The organism is Pseudoclavibacter sp. RFBG4, from assembly GCF_002931515.1.
GTDB lineage: Bacteria > Actinomycetota > Actinomycetes > Actinomycetales > Microbacteriaceae > Pseudoclavibacter.
In genome coordinates, this window is record NZ_PSYC01000001.1 from 66,328 (window position 1) to 86,675 (window position 20,348).

Here is a 20,348-nt window from a genome sequence, read left to right on the forward strand (position 1 = left end):
CTTTCTCTTAGATGCCGCTAGCTGCCCTGGACTACGAATCCGTGGGCAGTAGTGGTGGTGGTTCTGTGTTCAGGCTCAGGCACGTCGTCAATGCCTCCGGTAGCCCAGGGGTGGCAACGAACGAGTCGTCGCCCGGTGAGGAAGCCGCCCCGGAGGACGCCATGAACCTGCACGGCCCTTAAAGAGTACGCGGAGCAGCTGGGGTGATACCGGCAGACATCTCCGTAGAGCGGAGAGATCAGCAGCCGGTAGCCGTTGAGCACGGCGATGACGACGTTTCGGGGAAACAGCGCTACCGCGCGGAGTGAGCCGCCCATCAGGTGCTCGAGCTCACGGTTCTCGGTGCGCTCGCGTCGCCGTTGGCGGCGATACGACGCACTCCTCGTAAGGATCCGAACCGTGCACGCTCCCGCAGCTCCTCGAATCCGAGCGCAGCCGCTTCGGGGTGCACGCGGTAGACGATGTCGAAGCCCGAACCCACTTCAGGGAGAAGCTCCCTGGAGACGGCTTTGAGGCGACGACGGATGCGATTGCGCACAACGGCCACACCTACCCGCTTCGAGACAATGAAGCCGAAGCGGGTAGGTGTGTCGTTGGTGTCGCGCTCGCGCACGCTGACCGTGATTCCCCGAGCACCCACGCGAACGCCGCGTCGAACGATGGCTTGATAGTCATCGCCCTTCGTGACGCGGTTCGCGTAGGGAAGCAAGAAGCTACGCGGAGAGCTCGGTGCGTCCCTTGCGGCGACGAGCCGAGAGGATGGCGCGACCCGCACGGGTGCGCATACGCAGGCGGAAGCCGTGGGTCTTCGCGCGACGGCGGTTGTTTGGCTGGAAAGTACGCTTCGACATGAGAACTCCGGAAGATACGACCCGATCGGCGGACGCCGTACGGATTTTCACAAGTGCCCTACCGAAGGGCACAACTGCCTTAACCTACGTGACCTGCGCCTGGCAGTCAACTGCCGCCAGAAGCCCCGCATTATGCTGACGAGCTCGTGCCGCGCAGCGTCGACATGCCGGATCCAGCGAAAGCGATTGGCGCGCGTCCTGATCCGGCGTAGGCTGGACCCCTACCTCTGCGAGTTATGCACAGGCAGACGCCCGTTTGTCCACAGAAGTTGTGGATATCTCACCGGGTAGATCACAATGACTTGCGCACCAGTGCCACACGGCCGGTGCGTTGACCATGCTGCGAGTGCGCAGCCAAGAAGAAACGCCGGCCCACAGAGATGCGGAGCTGGGAAGTACAGAGGGACGGGGGGAGTGCTTCGGTGACCGACCCCGTTTCGGAGACGTGGCAGACGCTGCTCTCCACACTGCGTGAAGATGACCGCGTCCCCGCTTCCCTCCTGGGGTTCCTCGGCCTCGTCGAGGCGAAGGGCGTCATGAGCGGCGCCCTGCTCCTCGAGGTCCCGAACGACATGACTCGCACGATGATCGAGACGCGCGCGCGAGTGCCCATGCTCGCGGCGATCGCAGAGCTCGACGAGTCCGAGATCAAGACCTTCGCGGTGCTCGTCAACCCGGATGCCGCTCCCCGGGCATCGGCGAGCGAGCCCCTCGACTCGCACGACTACATCGAGGTGGCACCACCACGCTCCGCTCCCGCGGCGACGAGCTCCGTCACCGTGGTCGAGTCGGAGGCGGTCGGCCTCCATTCCTCGTCGGATCAGGGAGCGCGCACACAGCCAGACCCGGAGTCGCGCCTCAACCCTCGCTACACCTTCGACAACTACATCATCGGAGGGTCGAACCGATTCGCGCATGCTGCCGCGGTCGCAGTAGCGGAAGCACCGGCTCGCTCGTACAACCCCCTGTTCGTCTACGGCGGCTCCGGACTCGGCAAGACCCACATGCTCCACGCCATCGGCAACTACGCCGAGTCGATCTACCCGGGCATCCAGGTCAGGTACGTCTCGAGCGAAGAGTTCACGAACGACTTCATCAACTCGATCGCCAACAACAGGACGCAGTCGTTCCAGGCGCGCTACCGCGACAACGACATTCTCCTGATTGACGACATCCAGTTCCTCCAGGGCAAGGACTCGACGCAGGAAGCCTTCTTCCACACGTTCAACACCCTGCACGAGCACAACAAGCAGGTCGTGATCACGAGTGACCTCCCACCGAAGCAGCTGACGGGCTTCGAGGACCGGATGCGGTCGCGCTTCGAGTGGGGCCTCATCACCGACGTGCAGTCGCCTGACCTCGAGACGCGAATCGCCATCCTGAGGAAGAAGTCGCAGGTCGACAACCTCCTGATTCCCGACGATGCGCTCGAGTTCATCGCTGCACGGGTGTCCTCCAGCATCCGTGAGCTCGAGGGCACGCTCATCAGAGTCACCGCGTATGCGAACCTCAACGGCGAGAAGGTCGATCTTGCGCTCGTCTCGACCGTGCTGAAGGATCTGGTCTCCGACCAGGACACGGGCATCGTGTCCCCGGTCGACATCATCAACCGCACTGCCGCGTACTTCCAGCTGACGGTCGACGACCTCTACGGCTCGTCGCGCTCTCAGGCGATCGCGACGAGCAGGCAGATCGCCATGTACATCTGCAGGGAGATGACGAACCTCTCGCTCCCGAAGATCGGGCAGCTGTTCGGCGGGCGGGACCACACGACGGTCATGTACGCCCACCGCAAGATCACGAAGCTCATGACCGAGCGACGAGATGTCTACAACCAGGTCACCGAGCTCACCGCGCGCATCCGTCAGAACGGCAACGGCCGCTCCTGAGTGCTCCAGCTGCTCCACATCACGACGCCTCGTGCTCGGATGTGGAGTTTTTCTTGCCCTTTTCGCCTGTGGATAACTTGTGGACTGTGGAATCGACACGCGAGCACGGACTGTGGAAAACGCCCTCGACGCTGTGGAGTCCGCGAAGTTGTGCACCCCAGTGCTCGTCAGCGTGCACAGGGCGTCCACCGCTCCACCACAACTTACATTCTTGTAGTTCCCGTGGGGCCGCTGGTGAGTTCGGAGTTATCCACAGTGTGCACAGCTGTTAATACGATGATGACAAGAAATCTATAGATATTGGGAGAGTCGATGACATCGATGGACGGTGGTCGGCTGCACCTCGACGGACTGGTATTTTCGCGTGCGCGACGCCTCGAGCATGCTGCTGCGTGCAGCACAGGATGCACGGGCGATCGGTCACAACACACCGAATCGAGGCGGCTACCATTGGGGCATTCCAACGAGAGGAACGCCTAGTGAAGTTTGTGGTCAACCGTGACGTCTTCAGCGATGCGGTGTCGTTTGTCGTCAAGCTTCTGCCTCAGCGCCCGACCCTCCCCATCCTCAGCGGTGTTGTCGTCGAGGTCGGCGAGGCAGGCGTCACGCTCTCGTCGTTCGACTACGAGGTCTCGAGTCGTACGAGCATCGACGCTGATGTGCAGGAGCCCGGTGCGGTTCTCGTGCAGGGTCGCCTCCTCGCAGATATCGCGAACCGGCTCCCGCAGGCCCCCGTCGAGCTGAGCCGTGATGACTCCGGTGTCGTCATTCGCTGTGGAAGCGCTTCGTTCCACCTCCCGACGATGCCGATCGAGGAGTTCCCGAGCCTTCCCGTCGTCGAGGGAGCCAGCGGTTCCATCGCCGGCGACGTCTTCTCGGAAGCCATCTCGCAGGTCGCCGTCGCCGCTTCCCGCGAAGATGTCGCCCCCGTCATCACCGGCGTCAACCTCTCCCTGCAGGCAGACTCCATGAGCCTCGTCGCAACCGACCGCTACCGGGTCGCGGTTCGCACGATCGAGTGGCAGAGCTCCCTCACGGAGACCGAGACTGCCCTCGTGCCGGCGAAGACGCTCGCCGAGGTCGGCAAGTCGCTCGGCAGCTCCGGTGAGATCACCATCACCCTCGTCAAGGACGACATCCGCGAGCTCATCGCCTTCTCCGCCGGCAACAAGACCGTCACCTCGCTGCTCATCAAGGGCAACTTCCCGGCCGTCGAGCGTCTGTTCCCCGCCGAGACCCCGCACTACGCGGTGCTCACGGTGAGCGACATCGTCGACGCGGTTCGTCGCGTGCAGCTCGTCCTCGAGCGCGAGGCGGCTCTGCGCTTCACGTTCACGACCGAGGGACTCCACCTGGAAGCGCTCGGCAGCGAGCAGGCGCAGGCGAGCGAGAACCTCGACGCGGTGCTCCAGGGCAACGACATGGTCGTCTCGCTCAAGCCGCAGTTCCTGCTCGACGGCGTCGGGGCCATCCACTCGCCGTTCGTGCGCATCGCGTTCACGAACTCCGAGAACCCCAACAAGCCCGGACCAGTGCTGCTGACGAGCCAGACCTCGCGCGATGAAGGCGAGTCGACGAACTACCGCTACCTGCTGCAGCCGAATCTGCTCATGCGGTAACCGGTGCACGTCACCCGTCTGCAGCTGCACGACTTCAGGAACTACGAGTCGGCCGACCTCTCGCTTGGACCCGGCGCTCACCTGTTCGTCGGCTCCAACGGCCAGGGAAAGACCAACCTCGTCGAGGCGGTCGGATACCTGGCCACGCTCGGTTCGCACCGAGTCTCGAGCGACCAGGCGCTGGTGCGCTTCGGTCAGGAGTTCGCCGTCGTCAAGATGGAGCTGGCCCACGAGACTCGCTCGCTGCACCTCGACGTGCAGATCGCGAGCTCGGGTGCGAACAAGGCGCGGGTCGGCGGACAGAACGTCCGGTCTCGTGACCTGGCCAGGTACTTTGCGAGTGTGCTGTTCGCACCGGAGGATCTGACGCTCGTTCGCGGCGAACCCGGGGCGCGACGCCGGTTCCTCGACTCCCTGCTCGTGACCCACTCGCCCAGACTGGGCGGTGTCATCGCCGACTACGAGCGTGTGCTTCGGCAGCGGAACTCCCTGCTCCGCTCCATGCGCGGGCCACGATCGTCCGACGCGATGATCGCGACCCTAGATGTGTGGGATGAGCGAATGCTCGAGCTCGGCTCGCAGATCATCGCGGAGCGGTTGCTGCTCTGCGACCGGCTCCTGCCTCACCTCGCCGGTTCGTATCAGCGTCTTGTCGGCGCCGACCACCGTCCGACGCTCTCGATGCGGGTCTCTGCATTCGGGCACGCAGCTTCCGTGATGGGCGACGCAGATGGCGAGGGGGCCGAGGTGGAGGGTGGCGAGGTCACGACGTCTGAGATCCGCGAGCGGTTCACGGCACAACTGACTGCCATGCGTCCGCGGGAGCTCGAGCGCGGAGTGAGCCTCGTTGGCCCGCACCGCGACGACGCCGTCTTCTGGTTGAACGGCCTGCCGGCCCGCGTCACGGCGAGCCACGGGGAGTCCTGGTCGTTCGCCCTTGCGCTCAAGCTCGCCGCTGCCGAGCTGGTGCGGAGCGAGTCGCGGGCCGGGGATCCCGTCCTGATCCTCGACGACGTCTTCGCCGAGCTCGATGCTTCGCGCCGATCTCGTCTCGCAGAGGCGATCGGCGACTTCGAGCAGGTCCTGATCACCGCGGCGGTCCTCGAAGATGTGCCAGTCGGGCTGCGGTCGCAGGTCATCCGCATCAGCGCCGGAACGATACAGACGGGCCACGCCGATGAGTGAGGGCGCGGAAGTCTACGCGCGCTTCAAGGAGGTCTTCGGCGGGAAGACGACCTCGCTGCGCAGGCGGCTGGCTGCGAAGGCGAAGGATGAGCAGGGCACCGACCTGTCCGAGCCCTTCGGCTTCGGACGCGACCCCGTGGCTGCTGGTTCCGCTCTCGCGGCGCTCACCAGGCAGTTCGGCTGGAACGGCCCCATCAAGCAGGCGGAGCTGATGGATGCGTGGCCCGAGATCGTCGGCAAGGAGACGGCCGCGCACTCGACTCCCCTGCACATCGAGGACGGCGTGCTGCTTGTCCAGTGCGACTCGACAGCCTGGGCGACGCAGCTCCGCGGCATGCAGACGCTGCTGCTCACGAACCTCATCGAGAGGTACGCCGAGGCCAAGGTCGAGCGCATCCGCTTTCTGAACCCGGGTGCCCCCTCGTGGAAACGCGGTCCCAGATCGGTTCCAGGGCGTGGCCCACGCGATACCTACGGCTGACGAGGCATTTACGGTCCTGGCCATTGTTTTCGTCGCTTGACGCGCCTTCTTCGGGCTTCGGGCCGGGTTCCTTGGTAGACTGAACAGTCGCTGGATCCGCGTCGTGTGAGTTTGCTCGCAACGCGGATCTTGCATGTCGCCACACAGCAAGGAGACGCCCGAGTTATGGCATCAGAAACTTCCGACCCCGAGAACACGACTGAGACGCCAGATGATGCGGGGAAGTCGGCCGGTCCAGGAACGTCGGAAGGCCAGACTGCGTCGGAAGGGCTGAACCAGGCGCCCGCTGAAGTGGCAGAGGCCCGCTCGCAGAACGATCGCGTCGAGAACGACTACGGCGCCGGGCAGATCCAGGTGCTCGAGGGTCTCGAGGCCGTTCGCAAGCGCCCGGGCATGTACATCGGATCGACGGGCCCCGAGGGCCTGCACCACCTGGTGTACGAAATTGTGGATAACTCTGTGGATGAATCGCTCGCGGGGTACTGCGACGACATCCAGGTCGCGCTCCAGGAGGATGGCGCCGTACGCGTGAGCGACAACGGCCGAGGCATCCCCGTCGAGCTGCACCCGATCGAGGGAATCTCCACACTCGAGGTGGTCCTGACCAAGCTCCACGCCGGCGGCAAGTTCGGCGGCGGTGGCTACGCGGTCTCCGGTGGTCTCCACGGCGTCGGCTCTTCTGTGGTCAACGCGCTCTCCTACCGACTCATCGCTCAGGTCAAGCGCGACGGCTTCGAATGGGAGATGGACTTCGAGAACGGCGTCCCGACGGGCGACATCCGCAAGGGTGAGCCGACGGAAGACACCGGGACCACCATCACGTTCTACGCGAACTCCGAGATCTTCGAGACCGTCGAGTACGACTTCGAAGTGCTGCGTGCCCGCTTCCAGCAGATGGCGTTCCTGAACAAGGGCCTCCGCATCTCGCTGGCCGACGACCGTGACCAGTCCACCCTCCAGGGGGACGGGCTCGCCGCTCAGATCACGGAGCTGCAGGACGAATCCGCTGCCGATATCGACGAGGCGGAGCGCACCGAGACGGGTGAGCCGAAGGGGGTCACCGAGTCGATCGAGATCCCGCAGAAGCGCTCGCAGACGTACCTGTTCGAGCGCGGCCTCGTCGACTACGTGCAGCACCTCGTCAGCCGCCGCAAGAAGCAGCCGGTCCACGAGGAGATCATCGAGGTCAACGCCGAGGACACCGAGCGCAAGATCTCGCTCGAGCTCGCCATGCAGTGGATCGACTCCTACTCGGAATCCATCCACTCATTCGCGAACACGATCAACACCAAGGAGGGCGGCACGCACCTCGAGGGGTTCCGTGCAGCGCTGACCACGGTCGTGAACCGCTACGCGAGGGAGAAGAACCTCGTCAAGGAGAAGGACGAGAACTTCTCAGGCGAAGACGTCCGCGAGGGCCTCGCTGCAGTCATCTCCATCAAGCTCGGCGAGCCGCAGTTCGAGGGTCAGACGAAGACCAAGCTCGGCAACACGGAGGCCAAGTCCTACGTGCAGCGCATCGTCGGACAGGCCCTCCAGGACTGGTTCGACCGCAACCCCTCGCAGGCGAGGGACATCATCCGCAAGGCCGGTCAGGCATCCGCCGCCCGCCTCGCCGCCCGTCGTGCGCGAGAGCAGACCAGGCGCAAGGGACTCCTCGAGACCGGCGGCATGCCCGGCAAGCTCAAGGACTGCCAGTCGAAGGACCCGACTCGCTCTGAGGTCTTCATCGTCGAGGGCGACTCGGCAGGCGGCTCCGCTGTCCAGGGCCGCGACCCCGAGACGCAGGCGATCCTCCCGCTCCGCGGCAAGATCCTGAACGTCGAGAAGGCCCGCCTCGACCGTGCGCTGCAGAACAACGAAGTGCAGTCCATGATCACGGCCTTCGGGGCCGGCCTCGGCGACGACTTCGACCCTGACAAGGTCAGGTATCACAAGATCATCCTCATGGCAGACGCCGACGTCGACGGTCAGCACATCACGACCCTGCTGCTCACTCTGCTCTTCCGCTACATGCGCCCGCTCGTCGAGCTCGGGTACGTCTTCCTCGCCCAGCCTCCGCTGTACCGCATCAAGTGGTCGAATGCCGCGCACGACTTCGCGTACTCCGACCGTGAGCGCGACGCGATGCTCGCAGACGGCAAGGCAGCTGGCCGACGCATCCCCAAGGACAACGCCATCCAGCGCTACAAGGGCCTCGGCGAGATGAGCTACCAGGAACTCTGGGAGACGACGATGGACCCCGCAGTGCGCACGCTCCTGCAGGTCAAGGTGACCGACGCGGAGGCGGCTGACGCCGTGTTCAGCACGCTCATGGGCGAGGACGTCGAATCTCGCCGGACCTTCATTCAGCAGAACGCGCACGACGTGCGCTTCCTCGATATCTAAGGCACACAGGCACCTCTATGGCTGAAGAACGCGTCACAACCACCAACGCCGACGGCGGCGACCGTATCGGACAGGTCGACCTGCAGCTCGAGATGCAGCGCTCGTACCTCGACTACGCGATGAGCGTCATCGTCGGTCGAGCCCTGCCCGAGGTTCGGGATGGGCTCAAGCCCGTGCACCGTCGCGTCATCTACGCGATGTACGACGGCGGGTACCGCCCAGACAAGGCGTTCTCGAAGTGCGCCCGCGTCGTCGGCGACGTCATGGGGCAGTTCCACCCGCACGGTGACTCGGCGATCTATGACGCTCTGGTCCGCCTCGTGCAGCCGTGGTCCCTTCGCTACCCGCTTGCACTCGGCCAGGGCAACTTCGGCTCTGCCGGCAACGACGGCGCTGCCGCCCCCCGCTACACCGAGACGAAGATGGCGCCGCTCGCGCTCGAGATGGTCAGGGACATCGACGAGGACACCGTCGACTTCCAGGACAACTACGACGGCCGCACGCGTGAGCCTGCCGTGCTGCCCGCTCGCTTCCCGAACCTTCTTGTCAACGGCTCCGTCGGCATCGCCGTCGGAATGGCCACGAACATCCCGCCGCACAACCTCCGCGAGGTCGCAGCAGGCGCGCTCTGGCACCTCGAGCACCCGGACGCCTCTCGCGAGGAGCTCATGGATGCGCTCATGGAGCGCGTCCACGGCCCAGACTTCCCGACCGGTGCGCAGATCCTCGGCACCAAGGGCATCCAGGAGGCGTACCGAACCGGTCGCGGCTCCATCACGATGCGCGCCGTCGTCGCGATCGAGGAGATCCACGGACGCACGTGCCTGGTCATCACCGAGCTGCCGTACCAGGTCAACCCGGACAACCTCGCGCTGAAGGTCGCCGAGCTGGTCAAGGATCAGCGTCTTTCCGGTATCGCCGACATCCGCGACGAGTCCTCCGGCCGCACGGGACAGCGCCTCGTCATCGTGCTCAAGCGCGACGCCGTCGCCAAGGTCGTGCTGAACAACCTCTACAAGCACACGCAGCTGCAGGAGAACTTCGGCGCGAACATGCTCGCGATCGTCGACGGCGTTCCGCGCACGCTCGCCATCGACGGCTTCATCACCGCTTGGGTGCAGCACCAGGTGGAAGTCATCGTGCGCCGCACGAAGTTCCGCCTCAAGAAGGCCGAGGACGAGGTTCACATCCTCCGCGGTTACCTCAAGGCTCTCGACATGCTCGACGAGGTCATCGCACTCATCCGTCGGTCGCCGACCGTCGAAGAGGCGCGCACCGGCCTCATGGAGCTGCTGGACGTCGACGAGCTGCAGGCAAGCGCCATCCTGAACCTCCAGCTCCGCCGCCTCGCGGCGCTCGAGCGCCAGAAGATCATGGAAGACGCGGCCCGCCTCGAGGCCATGATCGCCGAGTACAAGGCGATCCTCGCCGACCCCGTTCGCCAGCGCACCATCATCGGCGAGGAGCTGCAGGAAGTCGTCGACAAGTTCGGCGACGATCGTCGCACCGAGATCCTGCGTGGCTCCGGCGGCGACATGACCGACGAGGACCTCATTCCCGAGGAGGAGATGGTCGTCACGGTGACCCGCGGCGGCTACATCAAGCGCACGCGCAGCGACAACTACCGCTCGCAGCACCGCGGAGGCAAGGGCATCAAGGGAGCGCAGCTCCGCGCGGATGACGTCGTCGAGCAGTTCTTCGTGACGACGACGCACCACTGGCTGCTCTTCTTCACCAACCTGGGTCGTGTGTACCGGGCGAAGGCGTACGAGCTCATGGAGGCGGGCCGGGACGCGAAGGGGCAGCACATCGCGAACCTCCTGCCGCTGCAGCCCGACGAGAAGGTCGCGCAGATCCTCGACATCAGCGACTACCGACAGGCGCAGTATCTGGTGCTCGCCACACGCGAGGGGCTCGTCAAGAAGACGGCACTCACGGAGTACGACACCAACCGTCAGGCTGGCATCATCGCGGTCAACCTACGCGAGGGCGACGAGCTCGTCTCCGCCATGCTCGCCGACGAGTCGGACCACGTGTTCTGCGTCTCGCACCTCGGAATGTCGCTTCGCTTCGAGGCGAACGATGAGGCGCTCCGGCCCATGGGGCGCTCGACGTCCGGCGTCAAGGGAATGTCGTTCCGCGATGGCGACTACCTGCTCACGGCCGCGGTCACCTCGAGCGACGATGCCTACGTGTTCATCGTCACGGAAGGCGGATACGCGAAGCGCACCTCGGTGTCGCAGTACCGCATCCAGAAGCGCGGCGGCCTCGGCATCAAGGTCGCGAAGCTGAACGAGGAGCGCGGCGGCCTCGCCGGTGCGCTGCTCGTCCAGGACAACGAAGAGGTGCTGGTCATCCTCGGCTCCGGCAAGGTCGTTCGCTCCAACGTGGCCGAGGTCTCGGTGACGGGACGCGACTCCATGGGCGTGACGTTCGCGAGGCTCGACAGCAGCGACTACGTGATCGCGATCGCGCAGAACGCCGACCGCGAACTCGAGAAGGAAGACGAGGACGGCGAGGACGGCGAGACGGCCGTCACCGCCGCCGACTCCGCCGTCGAGGGGGCGTCAGCAGGCTCAGCTGACGGTGAGACTGCCGCAGCCGAGAGTGCCCAGAGTGAGACTGTGGCAGACTCTGTCACGTCGTTCGAGCAGGACGAGACCGAAGACTGAGGTACTGATCTATGACGAGCGTTGCTGACAAGCTGGCCCAGAAGTCCAGCAAGAAGACTGCGAGCAAGCAGGTGCGCCTCCGTTTGGTGCACATCGACTTCTGGTCTGTCGTGAAGTTCTCCTTCCTCCTGTCGATCTGCTTCGGCATCATCACGATCGTCGCGACGTTCCTGATGTGGACCGTCATCGAGAACACGGGTGTGCTTGGAAGCGTCAACGACCTGCTCAACGACGTCTCCGGCTCGGCCGGCGTGGGGGTCGACGACTTCGTCACCCTGCCTCAGCTGATGCTCTTCTCCCTTGTAGTCGCACTCCTCAACCTCGTCGCGGGTACCGCCCTCGGCGCAGTTGCGGCGTTCCTCTACAACCTCGCTGTGAAGGTCACGGGGGGCCTCGTGTTCGGTTTCACGAACAGCTAGCGGCTCGATTTCCCTTGACGTGCACTTTTCGTGTATGTTGGGGCAGTCGCTTCGGGGGCTATAGCTCAGGCGGTTAGAGCGCTTCGCTGATAACGAAGAGGTCCCAGGTTCAAGTCCTGGTAGCCCCACGGTTCGATACTGAAGGTTGGTATCGTTTCCACCCGAACGGGGCCTTAACTCAGTTGGTAGAGTGCCTGCTTTGCAAGCAGGATGTCAGGAGTTCGAATCTCCTAGGCTCCACGGTGACAGAGAACCCCGGTCAGAGAAATCTGACCGGGGTTCTTGCTTTTCTCTCTAGTCGACGAAGGCGTCGGGGTAGAGCTCGGAGGCGTCGACTCCCGGCGAGTACACGCTGAGGTCGCTCACGCCGGCTTCTGCGAGCACGTCCTCGCAGAGCAGCGTCTGTCCCCGGTATCGGCCCCGCGGGGCTGTCAGCACCGCGTGGGCGGCGTCGGCGTACAGCTCAGGGGTGCGGCTGCGGCGCATGAGCTCTTCGCCGCCGATGATGTTGGCCACCGCTGCAGTCTGAATGGTGGTGCGGGGCCACAGGGTGTTCGCATCCACACCCCGTTCGGCGAACTCGGCCGCGATGCCGAGCGTGGCGAGTGTCATCCCGTACTTCGCGGTCATGTACGCCGGGTAGGCGCCGAGCCACTGGGGTGCGAGGTTGAGGGGCGGCGAGAGCGACAGGATGCGCGCATCCGCTGACTCGAGGAGGTGCGGCAGTGCGGCCCGCGAGAGCATGAACGTGCCGCGCTGGTTGATCTGGTGCATGAGGTCGTAGCGCTTCTCGTCGATGTCGAGCGTCGAGCGCAGGTCGATGGCGCTCGCATTGTTGACGACGATGTCGATGCCGCCGAACTCGGCGACGGCGCTGTCGACCGCCCGCTGCAGGTCGGAGTCGTCGCGCACGTCGCCGACGACCGGCAGCGCGCGTCCGCCGGCCTCGCGTATCTCCTCAGCGGCCGTGTACACCGTCCCCGGCAGCTTCGGATGAGGGTCCCCGGTCTTTGCGAGGATCACGACATTCGCACCGTCACGCGCGGCGCGCTTCGCGATCGCGAGTCCGATGCCGCGGCTCCCGCCCGACATGATGATGGTCTTCCCCGCGAGGGAACCTGTCTCCGTTGACTGCGTCAAAGCCGCACCTCCATGTGCATCGTGGACGCACCCACGCTACCCACGCGTCCGCCGAACCTCATGTGCGTTGTGGCACGGAGACAACGCAGACCCGGAAATGGCCGCCCTGAGCGAGTCGGAGCGACCATTTCGCGAAGGCGAACGCGAACTCGACGTGTCGGCGAGCTCGGCGCAGCCGAGCCTCCTAGTGCTCGACAGCCTCCTCCGCGCCGTAGCCCGTGAGCGAGCGCACATCCATCTCTGCGGCGACCCGAGGGTCTTCCTTCTTCTGCGGCAGCACGGAGCCGAGCCAGCCGAGGAAGAACCCGACCGGGATCGAGACGATGCCGGGGTTGTTGAGTGGGAACCAGGCGAAGTCGATCTCCTCGCCGAGCATCGCCGTCTCGGCGCCGGAGACGACCTTCGAGAAGACGATCAGGATGATCGCCGTCGCGAGTCCGCCATACATGCTCCACAGCGCCCCACGGGTCGTGAACTTGCGCCAGTAGAGCGAGTACAGGATCGTCGGCAGGTTCGCGCTGGCCGCGACGGCGAAGGCGAGCGCGACCAGGAACGCGATGTTCTGCCCCTGCACGCCGATGCCACCGACGATGGCGACGACGCCGAGGACGACCACCGTGTACTTGCCGACCTTCACCTCCTGCTCGGGGGTCGCCGTTCCGCGCTTCACGACGCTGTTGTAGATGTCGTGGGCGAAGGATGCGGCAGCCGTGATCGCGAGGCCCGCGACGACCGCGAGGATCGTCGCGAATGCGACCGCCGAGATGAAGCCCATGAGGATCGGCCCGCCCAGCTCGAGGGCGAGCAGCGGGGCAGCCGAGTTGACGCCTCCTGGCGCATCCTTGATGGCTGGGGCCCCCACGAGTGCCGCTGCGCCGTAGCCGAGGATGAGCGTGAAGACGTAGAAGCCGCCGATGAGCCAGATGGCCCAGACCACCGACTTCCTGGCCTCCTTGGCGGTCGGCACCGTGTAGAAGCGCATCAGCACGTGCGGGAGTCCAGCTGTGCCGAGCACCAGCGCGAGTCCGAGCGAGACGAAGTCGATCGGGTTCTTGCCGTACTGCAGGCCCGGCGCGAGGATCGCGGCCGGATCCTCCGCGCCGTCAAGGGCCGCCTTGTCGACCGCCGCCTGGAGGAGCGCGGAGAGGTCGAAGCCGTTGATGACGAGCACCCAGATGGTCATCGCACCCGCGCCGCCGATGAGCAGGAAGGCCTTGATGATCTGCACCCAGGTGGTGCCCTTCATACCGCCGATGAGCACGTAGATGATCATGAGCACGCCGACGACGGCGACGACGATCGCGACCCCGATGTCGTCGGTGATGCCGAGGAGGAGGGCGACGAGGCCGCCGGCCCCCGCCATCTGCGCGAGCAGGTAGAAGAAGCACACCGCGAGGGTCGTCAGGGCCGCGGCAACGCGCACCGGACGCTGCTTGAGGCGGAACGAGAGCACGTCCGCCATCGTGAACTTGCCGGTGTTGCGCATGAGCTCGGCGACGAGCAGCAGAGCGACGAGCCAGGCGACGAGGAAGCCGATCGAATAGAGGAATCCGTCGTAGCCGTTGATCGCGATAGCTCCGACAATGCCGAGGAACGACGCTGCTGACAGGTAATCACCTGAGATCGCGAACCCATTCTGGGTTCCGGAGAATGATCGACCGCCGGCGTAGTAGTCGGCTGCGGTCTTGCTGTTGCGGCTTGCGCGAATGACGATGAAGAGAGTGACCGCGACGAATGCCGCGAAGATCGCGATATTCAGGACGGGATCATTGTTCGCGACAGCGCTGGCCTGGGGTGCCAACAGCTGCCCGCTCATGCCTGGTCCGCCTTGGTGAGCTGGACGCGAAGGTCGTTCGCGAGCGGATCGAGCCGCCGGTTGGCGTAGGAGACGTACCACATGGTGATCGCGAAGGTCGTCACGAACTGGCCCATGCCGAGCAGCAGACCAACGTTGATGTTGCCGAAGACCGGGGTCGCCATGAAGTCATGCGCGTAGGCGGCAACGACGATGTACGCGCCGTACCAGACCAGGAAGAAGATCGAGAGCGGGAAGACGAAGGAGCGCTGGCGCTTCTTCAGCTCCTTGAATTCAGCCGCCTCCTCGAATGCGACGTAGTCGATTCCGCCTGGCGGTTGAGATGACGTTTCGTTCTGCATGGGGCCTCCTTGCCTCAGTGCATTGCTGCGTTCGTCAGATATGTGCGTGCAGTTCTCGACGGCAAAAGGCGGCGCTTCTTCGCATCGTTGCGAACACGAAAGCCTCATTGCCTGCGTGATAGCATCCACGCTACGCATACGACGAAGTATCGAACTACCCCCGGAAGTTGGTAGTGACCACATGATGTTCCCAGAGGCAGCCACTGAAGCGGATGTCTTCGCCGAGGCCGTCGCCCGCCTGCGCGAGTCCACGGGGTGTCCACTCTCCTTCGGCGGACCCACCCATCGCGACACGACGAATGTCCACACGATCTGCGGGAATCAGGGTCGCGGCTTGGTCGGGCTGCGAGTGCAGCTCGGCCGTGGTCTCGGCGGTCGGGCGATGCTGGAGCGTCGAGCCAGGGTCACGACGAACTACCGAGGAAGCAGCCGCATCACCCACGACTACGACGTGCAGGTCCTGTCTGAGCACGTCCAGAGCCTCATGGCGGTTCCGGTCATCGTCGACAAGCATGTTCGGGGTGTGCTCTACGGAGGATTCCGCGCTGCTCCGGATTCTCAATCGATGTCGCTCGGTCAGGCCGTCGCGCTCGGCAAGAAGGTCGAGGATGAGCTGCGTCTGCGGGACGAGCTGAAGCGCCGAATGCGGGTGGGGTCCGCGAGCATCTCCGAGCTGGGTTCCGGCGGGCTCACCGCATCCCAGCTCGAGGAGCTGCGAGGCACCTTCTCCGACTTGCGCGAGGTCGCGGCGATGCTCGGCGATGCGCGCGTCCGTGCGCGCCTTCGAGGCGTCGAGGAGCGACTCGTCAGATTCGCCGGAGATCACGGTGACCCCCGCGATCGGGAGCGCTCGAGAGCCGTCGAGTCGGCCGAGGAACCAATCAGGCTCTCGCCGCGGGAGCTCGATGTGCTCGGGCAGATCGCCCTCGGACTCTCCAATCGGGACATCGCCGGAAAGCTGATCCTGACCGAAAGCACCGTCAAGAGCTACCTCGGTACGGCAATGACGAAGCTGGATGCGAGCTCTCGCTACCAAGCTCTTGCCAAGGCGAGGCAGCTGGGGCTCCTCCCCTGAGCTGAATGCGGGTCTGACCGCAACATTCTTGCGTTCATGACCCCGTCAGTGGACTGTTACGCAACGTGTCAGGATGTATCGGCGCGGAGACCCTCTGTTCTCTTATTCTTGCGACGCCTCGTGGCTCTTCTTGCGAGGCCCTCTAGACCCTTAGAGGATGGCCGGCGCTTGCGCGCCGCATTGAAAGGACCCTCCTCCATGTCACGTCTCACCAAGATCGCCGCAGCAATCGGCGCGATCGCCCTCGTTGGAGGCCTCTCCGCGTGCTCCGCCGGCGCATCCGATGAGAACACCATCAAGCTCGGCGTCGTCGGCGCATCCGACCCGTACTGGGAGGTGCTCGTCGAGGAGGCCGCAGCTCAGGACCTCACGGTCGAGCTCGTCGACTTCTCGGACTACAACCAGCCGAACCCGGCGACGACCGAGGGTGAGCTCGACGTCAACGCGTTCCAGCACATCATCTACCTCGCGCAGCACAACGCAGCAAGCGGCGACGACCTCGTGCCGATCGGCTCGACCGCGATCTACCCCCTCGGCTTCTACTCCTCGCAGTACGACTCCGTCGAGGCGATCCCGGACGGCGCCGAGGTTGCAGTGCCGAACGACGCGTCGAACCGCGCACGTGGCCTCCTCGTGCTCCAGGAAGCCGGTCTCATCTCGCTCAAGGACGGCGGCTCGCCGTTCTCGACCCTCGACGACGTGCTCCCCGAGTCGCGCGTCACGGTGACCGAGCTCGAGGCCTCGCTCACGGCGACCTCGCTGCCTGACCTCGCCGGTGCGATCATCAACAACGACTTCGTCGAGAACGCAGGCCTCACGACGGAAGACGCGCTCACTCGCGATGACCCCCAGAACGCCTCCGCGTTCCCGTACATCAACATCTTCGTCACGTCGGCCGAGAACGCCGACAACGCGAACTACCTGAAGCTGGTCGAGATCTACCAGAACTCCGAGGCAGTCGCGGCTTCGGTCAAGGAGACGTTCGGCGACACCGCCGTGCTCACCAAGACCCCCGTCGACGAGCTGCAGACGACGCTCGACGAGCTCGTCGCCGAGATCGAAGCACAGGGCTAGAACCCACCGCTCGCGTGCTCGCCGCCCGGGACCCGATGATGATCATCAGGCCTCGGGCGGCGATCTCGCTTGCACCGACGGACGGCGTCACGACGGCGTCCACCAGCACCACCCACACGGTTCGACCGTGAAAGAAGGCGAGAGCGAACACATGGCCCTCATCACACTCACCGACGTCGTCAAGGAGTATCCGTCGCCGAAGCGCGGAGCCCCGGCGACCAGAGCCGTCGACGGCGTCTCGCTCAACGTCGAGGCTGGCGACATCTACGGGGTCATCGGCTACTCGGGGGCTGGAAAGTCGACCATGGTGCGCCTCATCAATGCGCTCGAGCCGACCACGTCCGGCAGCATCCACGTCGACGGCGTCGACATCACGACGCTCAGCGAGACGAAGCTGCGCTCGGTGCGCGCGGGCATCGGCATGATCTTCCAGCAGTTCAACCTCTTCAACTCCCGCAACGTCGCGGGCAACGTCGCGTATCCGCTGCGCGTCGCGAAGACCCCAAAGGCGGAGCGAGAGAAGCGCATCACCGAGCTCCTGGAGTTCGTCGGGCTCTCGGAGAAGGCCCGTGCCTTCCCCGACCAGCTCTCCGGCGGTCAGAAGCAGCGTGTCGGCATCGCCCGTGCGCTCGCAACGAATCCCAGCATCCTGCTCGCCGACGAGTCCACGAGCGCTCTCGACCCGCAGACCACGGCCGATGTGCTGCAGCTGCTCAAGAAGGCCAACCAGGAGCTCGGGGTCACGATCATCGTCATCACTCACGAGATGGACGTCGTCAAGGAGATCGCGAGTCACGTCGCCGTCATGGAGCACGGCAAGATCGTCGAGCAGGGCGAGGTCTTCGACATCTTCGCGAACCCGCAGGCGCCCGCGACCCAGCGGTTCGTCTCGACGGTCGTCCAGGGAGTTCCGGATGCTGCCCTGCGGTCCGACCTGCATGCGCGACACCCGGGAACTCTCGTGACGCTGAGCTTCCGCGACGGGCGGACGAACCAGGGCCAGGCGCTGCGCATCCTGCACGACGCCGGCATCACCGTCGAGCTCGTCTACGGAGGCATGAACGAGATCCGCGGGAGGTCGTTCGGCGACCTGACGTTCGCCCTGCAGGGCGATATCGCAGCGCAGCGCAGAGCGCTCGACCAGATCAGGGAACTCGCCGTCGTGACGGAATTCCAGGACACCAACGCTGGAGGTGCCGCATGAACGATGTGATCGACCTGCTGCCGAAGCTCTTCGAAGCCACAGGTGCCACCCTCTACATGGTGGCCCTGAGCCTCGTCTTCGGTGGCGTCGGCGGACTCTTCGTCGGCCTGCTGCTCTATCTGACGCGCAAGGGCAACCTCTACGAGCAGCCGGTCGTCAGCACGATCGTCAACATCATCGTGAACTTCTTCCGACCCATCCCGTTCATCATCTTCATCGCTGCGGTGCAGCCGGTCTCGCGGATGATCGTCGGAGTGGGGATCGGGGCAGAAGCGGCCATCGTCGCCATGTCGCTCGCCGCGACGTTCGGGATCTCGCGCCTCGTCGAGCAGAACCTGCTCACGGTGTCGCCAGGTGTGGTGGAGGCCGCACGGTCCGCAGGAGCGGGGCGCTTCCAGATCGTCTGGTCGGTTGTCGTTCCCGAAGCCCTCGGGCCCCTCATCCTCGGGTACACGTTCGCGGTCGTCGCGCTCGTCGACATGTCGGCCATCGCCGGTGCGATCGGCGCAGGTGGTCTCGGCGACTTCGCCATCCAGTACGGCTACCGCCAGTTCAACCCGGCCGTCACCTGGGCTGCTGTCATCGTCATCGTGGTCATCGTGCAGGGTCTGCAGTTCCTCGGGAACTGGGCGGCGCGCAAGACGCTGCGTCGCTGATCCGGGCAGACACCAGCACCCGACGATCGCGCGTCGGCGCCTCCCTGTGCGGAGGCCCGGCGCGCGTCGGCGTACGATAGCGATCGCCCGTGGTTCGGGTCGGCCCAGGCATCAGGCCGCTGACCTCGAGACCTCGGCAGAGATCTTTGGGGGTTCCGTGCATCGACGACTCGCTTCCTACGGTGTCATCGTGCGCGATGGGCAGATCCTCCTCGCGCACTGGCGTGACCGCGGCCGTTCCGGCTGGACCCTGCCCGGCGGTGGAACCGACCCCGGCGAGGATCCGATCGACGGCGTCGTCCGTGAGATCTGGGAGGAGACCGGCTACCACGCGTCCATCGACCGGCTCCTCGGCATCGACTCGCACATCATCGCGGGCCGCGACCGGCTCGAGCCGGGCAAGACGCCCATGCAGTCGGTCCGGGTCGTCTACGAGGCGAGCATCGTGAGCGGCGAGCTCCGCAACGAGCGGGGCGGCTCGACGGACGAGGCTCGCTGGTTCGACCTCGACGAGATAGCCGCGCTCCGCACAGTGTCGCTCGTGGACGTGGGGCTCAGGCTCCACGAGGAGCGTCCGGCCAACGGCCATCTGCGGTCCACTCGGGCCCACCGCTAGGCGCTGGAGGGTGTGACCCCGTCAGGGGGAGTGCGGGCGACACGAGACCCGCGAAGGCTGCGGGAGACGGCCACGGCGTTGACGGCCACGATGATCGCCATCCCGATCCACTCATGCGCTGCGGGCACCTGCCCGAGCACCACGACGCCAGCGAGGGCCGCGAACATCGGGTTGATGCTCATGAACACCCCGAAGAACCTCGTCGTCACCCAGCGGAGGGCGATGACGTCGATGGAGTACGGGATGACGGAGCACAGCACACCGGAGAGCGCAGCCAGCAGCAGTGGCCAGCCGAGCAGGCGGCCCTCCGCGATCAGCTGCACCGTGATCGGGAGTGTCAGCAGGCTCGACACGAGCGTTGCCGTAGCGGGCGCCTGGAGGCCGCTCAGGCGACCGCCGAGCATTCGATTGAGCAGGATGTAGCTCGCCCAGCAGCACGCCGCGAGCAGCCCGAGGGCGTAGCCGAGGACATCGCTCGACGCGTCTGGGAGCAGCAGCACGTACACGCCGACAGCGGCGCCGGCTGCGAGCAGGAGATCGGCCCTCGTGCGGGATGCGCAGAGGGCCACGGCGAGGGGTCCGAGGAACTCGAGGGTCACGGCGAGCCCCAGCCCGATGCGGTCGACGGCTCCGTACAAGGACAGGTTCATGGTCGCCAAGACGACGCCGAGCAGGAGCGCAGGCCACCACTGCGCCCAGGTGAAGCTCCGCAGGCGAGGGCGCGCGACGGGAAGCAGGATTGCTGCGGACACGAGCTGGCGGATGGCCACGACGCCCGAGGTGCCGAGGGGCCCGAAGGCCAGTGCGCCGAGAGCCGCGCCGAGCTGGTTCGAGAGCCCGCTTCCGGTCAGCATCGCTGCACCCGTCACCACGCTGCGTGGTGCGGCAGCGGCGGCCGTTCTCGCGGTTCCTGTCATGCGCC

Annotated in this window: 19 protein-coding genes and 2 tRNA genes; 14 read left to right on the top strand and 7 right to left on the bottom strand. The window is 65.3% G+C overall.

All coding sequences use genetic code 11. From position 1 onward, the window contains the following. Positions 1–17: 17 nt before the first annotated feature. Genes yidD through rpmH form a run of 3 tightly spaced genes read right to left on the bottom strand, consistent with a single transcriptional unit; the run spans position 18 to position 851 of the window. Positions 18–317: a membrane protein insertion efficiency factor YidD gene (gene yidD / locus C5E10_RS00310; RefSeq protein WP_104329934.1), complete on the bottom strand. Its 300-nt coding sequence runs from the start codon at positions 315–317 to the stop codon at positions 18–20. Then, positions 317–775 (bottom strand): ribonuclease P protein component, encoded by a 459-nt coding sequence (gene rnpA, locus C5E10_RS00315; protein ID WP_258070935.1) that lies wholly within the window; start codon positions 773–775, stop codon positions 317–319. The genes yidD and rnpA overlap by 1 nt, the downstream gene beginning before the upstream one ends. Then, on the bottom strand, positions 714–851 hold the full coding sequence (rpmH, locus tag C5E10_RS00320; RefSeq protein WP_068484134.1) for a 50S ribosomal protein L34: 138 nt from the start codon (positions 849–851) through the stop codon (positions 714–716). The genes rnpA and rpmH overlap by 62 nt, the downstream gene beginning before the upstream one ends. Positions 852–1,273: 422 nt before the next feature. Between rpmH and dnaA the strand changes: the two genes are divergently transcribed. The 9 genes from dnaA to C5E10_RS00365 all read left to right on the top strand — a co-directional run bounded on the left by dnaA (position 1,274) and on the right by C5E10_RS00365 (position 11,744). Continuing rightward, positions 1,274–2,740 carry a chromosomal replication initiator protein DnaA gene (dnaA, locus tag C5E10_RS00325; protein ID WP_258070936.1) on the top strand — a complete coding sequence of 489 codons (1,467 nt, stop codon included), beginning with the start codon at positions 1,274–1,276 and terminating at the stop codon, positions 2,738–2,740. A 479-nt stretch (positions 2,741–3,219) separates the two neighbouring features. Further along, positions 3,220–4,359 carry a DNA polymerase III subunit beta gene (dnaN, locus tag C5E10_RS00330; RefSeq protein ID WP_104244032.1) on the top strand — a complete coding sequence of 380 codons (1,140 nt, stop codon included), beginning with the start codon at positions 3,220–3,222 and terminating at the stop codon, positions 4,357–4,359. Positions 4,360–4,362: 3 nt separating this feature from the next. Then, positions 4,363–5,544 carry a DNA replication/repair protein RecF gene (gene recF, locus C5E10_RS00335; protein ID WP_104329937.1) on the top strand — a complete coding sequence of 394 codons (1,182 nt, stop codon included), beginning with the start codon at positions 4,363–4,365 and terminating at the stop codon, positions 5,542–5,544. Beyond that, positions 5,537–6,025 (top strand): DUF721 domain-containing protein, encoded by a 489-nt coding sequence (locus C5E10_RS00340; protein WP_104244036.1) that lies wholly within the window; start codon positions 5,537–5,539, stop codon positions 6,023–6,025. Before recF ends, C5E10_RS00340 begins: the two co-directional genes overlap by 8 nt. Positions 6,026–6,190: 165 nt before the next feature. Next, positions 6,191–8,413 (top strand): DNA topoisomerase (ATP-hydrolyzing) subunit B, encoded by a 2,223-nt coding sequence (gene gyrB, locus C5E10_RS00345; RefSeq protein ID WP_104329938.1) that lies wholly within the window; start codon positions 6,191–6,193, stop codon positions 8,411–8,413. Positions 8,414–8,430: 17 nt separating this feature from the next. Beyond that, the gene (gene gyrA / locus C5E10_RS00350; protein ID WP_104329939.1) at positions 8,431–11,085 is read left to right on the top strand and encodes a DNA gyrase subunit A; all 2,655 of its coding nucleotides are present in this window, start codon (positions 8,431–8,433) and stop codon (positions 11,083–11,085) included. A gap of 11 nt (positions 11,086–11,096) precedes the next feature. After that, the gene (locus C5E10_RS00355) at positions 11,097–11,504 is read left to right on the top strand and encodes a DUF3566 domain-containing protein (RefSeq protein ID WP_104244042.1); all 408 of its coding nucleotides are present in this window, start codon (positions 11,097–11,099) and stop codon (positions 11,502–11,504) included. Positions 11,505–11,558: 54 nt separating this feature from the next. Continuing rightward, positions 11,559–11,632: transfer RNA gene (locus C5E10_RS00360), tRNA-Ile, on the top strand. 39 nt (positions 11,633–11,671) lie between these two features. Next, positions 11,672–11,744: transfer RNA gene (locus tag C5E10_RS00365), tRNA-Ala, on the top strand. Between the two features lie 54 nt (positions 11,745–11,798). Here the strand turns inward: C5E10_RS00365 and C5E10_RS00370 are convergent. From C5E10_RS00370 to C5E10_RS00380, 3 genes are all read right to left on the bottom strand, one after another. After that, positions 11,799–12,644, bottom strand: a complete 846-nt coding sequence (locus C5E10_RS00370) for an NAD(P)-dependent oxidoreductase (protein WP_258070937.1) — start codon at positions 12,642–12,644, stop codon at positions 11,799–11,801. Positions 12,645–12,828: 184 nt separating this feature from the next. Then, positions 12,829–14,460, bottom strand: coding sequence for a cation acetate symporter (locus C5E10_RS00375; protein ID WP_104329940.1), 1,632 nt, complete (start codon positions 14,458–14,460; stop codon positions 12,829–12,831). Further along, a complete protein-coding gene (locus tag C5E10_RS00380) occupies positions 14,457–14,801 on the bottom strand; it encodes a DUF485 domain-containing protein (protein ID WP_104329941.1) in 345 nt (114 codons plus the stop codon). The genes C5E10_RS00375 and C5E10_RS00380 overlap by 4 nt, the downstream gene beginning before the upstream one ends. Positions 14,802–14,982: 181 nt before the next feature. Here C5E10_RS00380 and C5E10_RS00385 point away from each other — a divergent pair, with 181 nt between their 5' ends. From C5E10_RS00385 to C5E10_RS00405, 5 genes are all read left to right on the top strand, one after another. Next, positions 14,983–15,876, top strand: coding sequence for a LuxR C-terminal-related transcriptional regulator (locus tag C5E10_RS00385; protein WP_181062566.1), 894 nt, complete (start codon positions 14,983–14,985; stop codon positions 15,874–15,876). 198 nt (positions 15,877–16,074) lie between these two features. Beyond that, the gene (locus C5E10_RS00390) at positions 16,075–16,950 is read left to right on the top strand and encodes a MetQ/NlpA family ABC transporter substrate-binding protein (RefSeq protein WP_104329943.1); all 876 of its coding nucleotides are present in this window, start codon (positions 16,075–16,077) and stop codon (positions 16,948–16,950) included. A 151-nt stretch (positions 16,951–17,101) separates the two neighbouring features. Further along, entirely contained in the window at positions 17,102–18,154 is a 1,053-nt protein-coding gene (locus C5E10_RS00395; protein ID WP_104329944.1) for a methionine ABC transporter ATP-binding protein, read from the top strand. Further along, positions 18,151–18,810 (top strand): methionine ABC transporter permease, encoded by a 660-nt coding sequence (locus tag C5E10_RS00400; RefSeq protein WP_104244057.1) that lies wholly within the window; start codon positions 18,151–18,153, stop codon positions 18,808–18,810. Before C5E10_RS00395 ends, C5E10_RS00400 begins: the two co-directional genes overlap by 4 nt. 157 nt (positions 18,811–18,967) lie before the next feature. Then, positions 18,968–19,426 (top strand): NUDIX hydrolase, encoded by a 459-nt coding sequence (locus C5E10_RS00405; protein ID WP_104329945.1) that lies wholly within the window; start codon positions 18,968–18,970, stop codon positions 19,424–19,426. Here the strand turns inward: C5E10_RS00405 and C5E10_RS00410 are convergent. Continuing rightward, entirely contained in the window at positions 19,423–20,343 is a 921-nt protein-coding gene (locus C5E10_RS00410) for a DMT family transporter (protein WP_104329946.1), read from the bottom strand. The genes C5E10_RS00405 and C5E10_RS00410 overlap by 4 nt on opposite strands. Between the last annotated feature and the right edge of the window lie 5 nt (positions 20,344–20,348).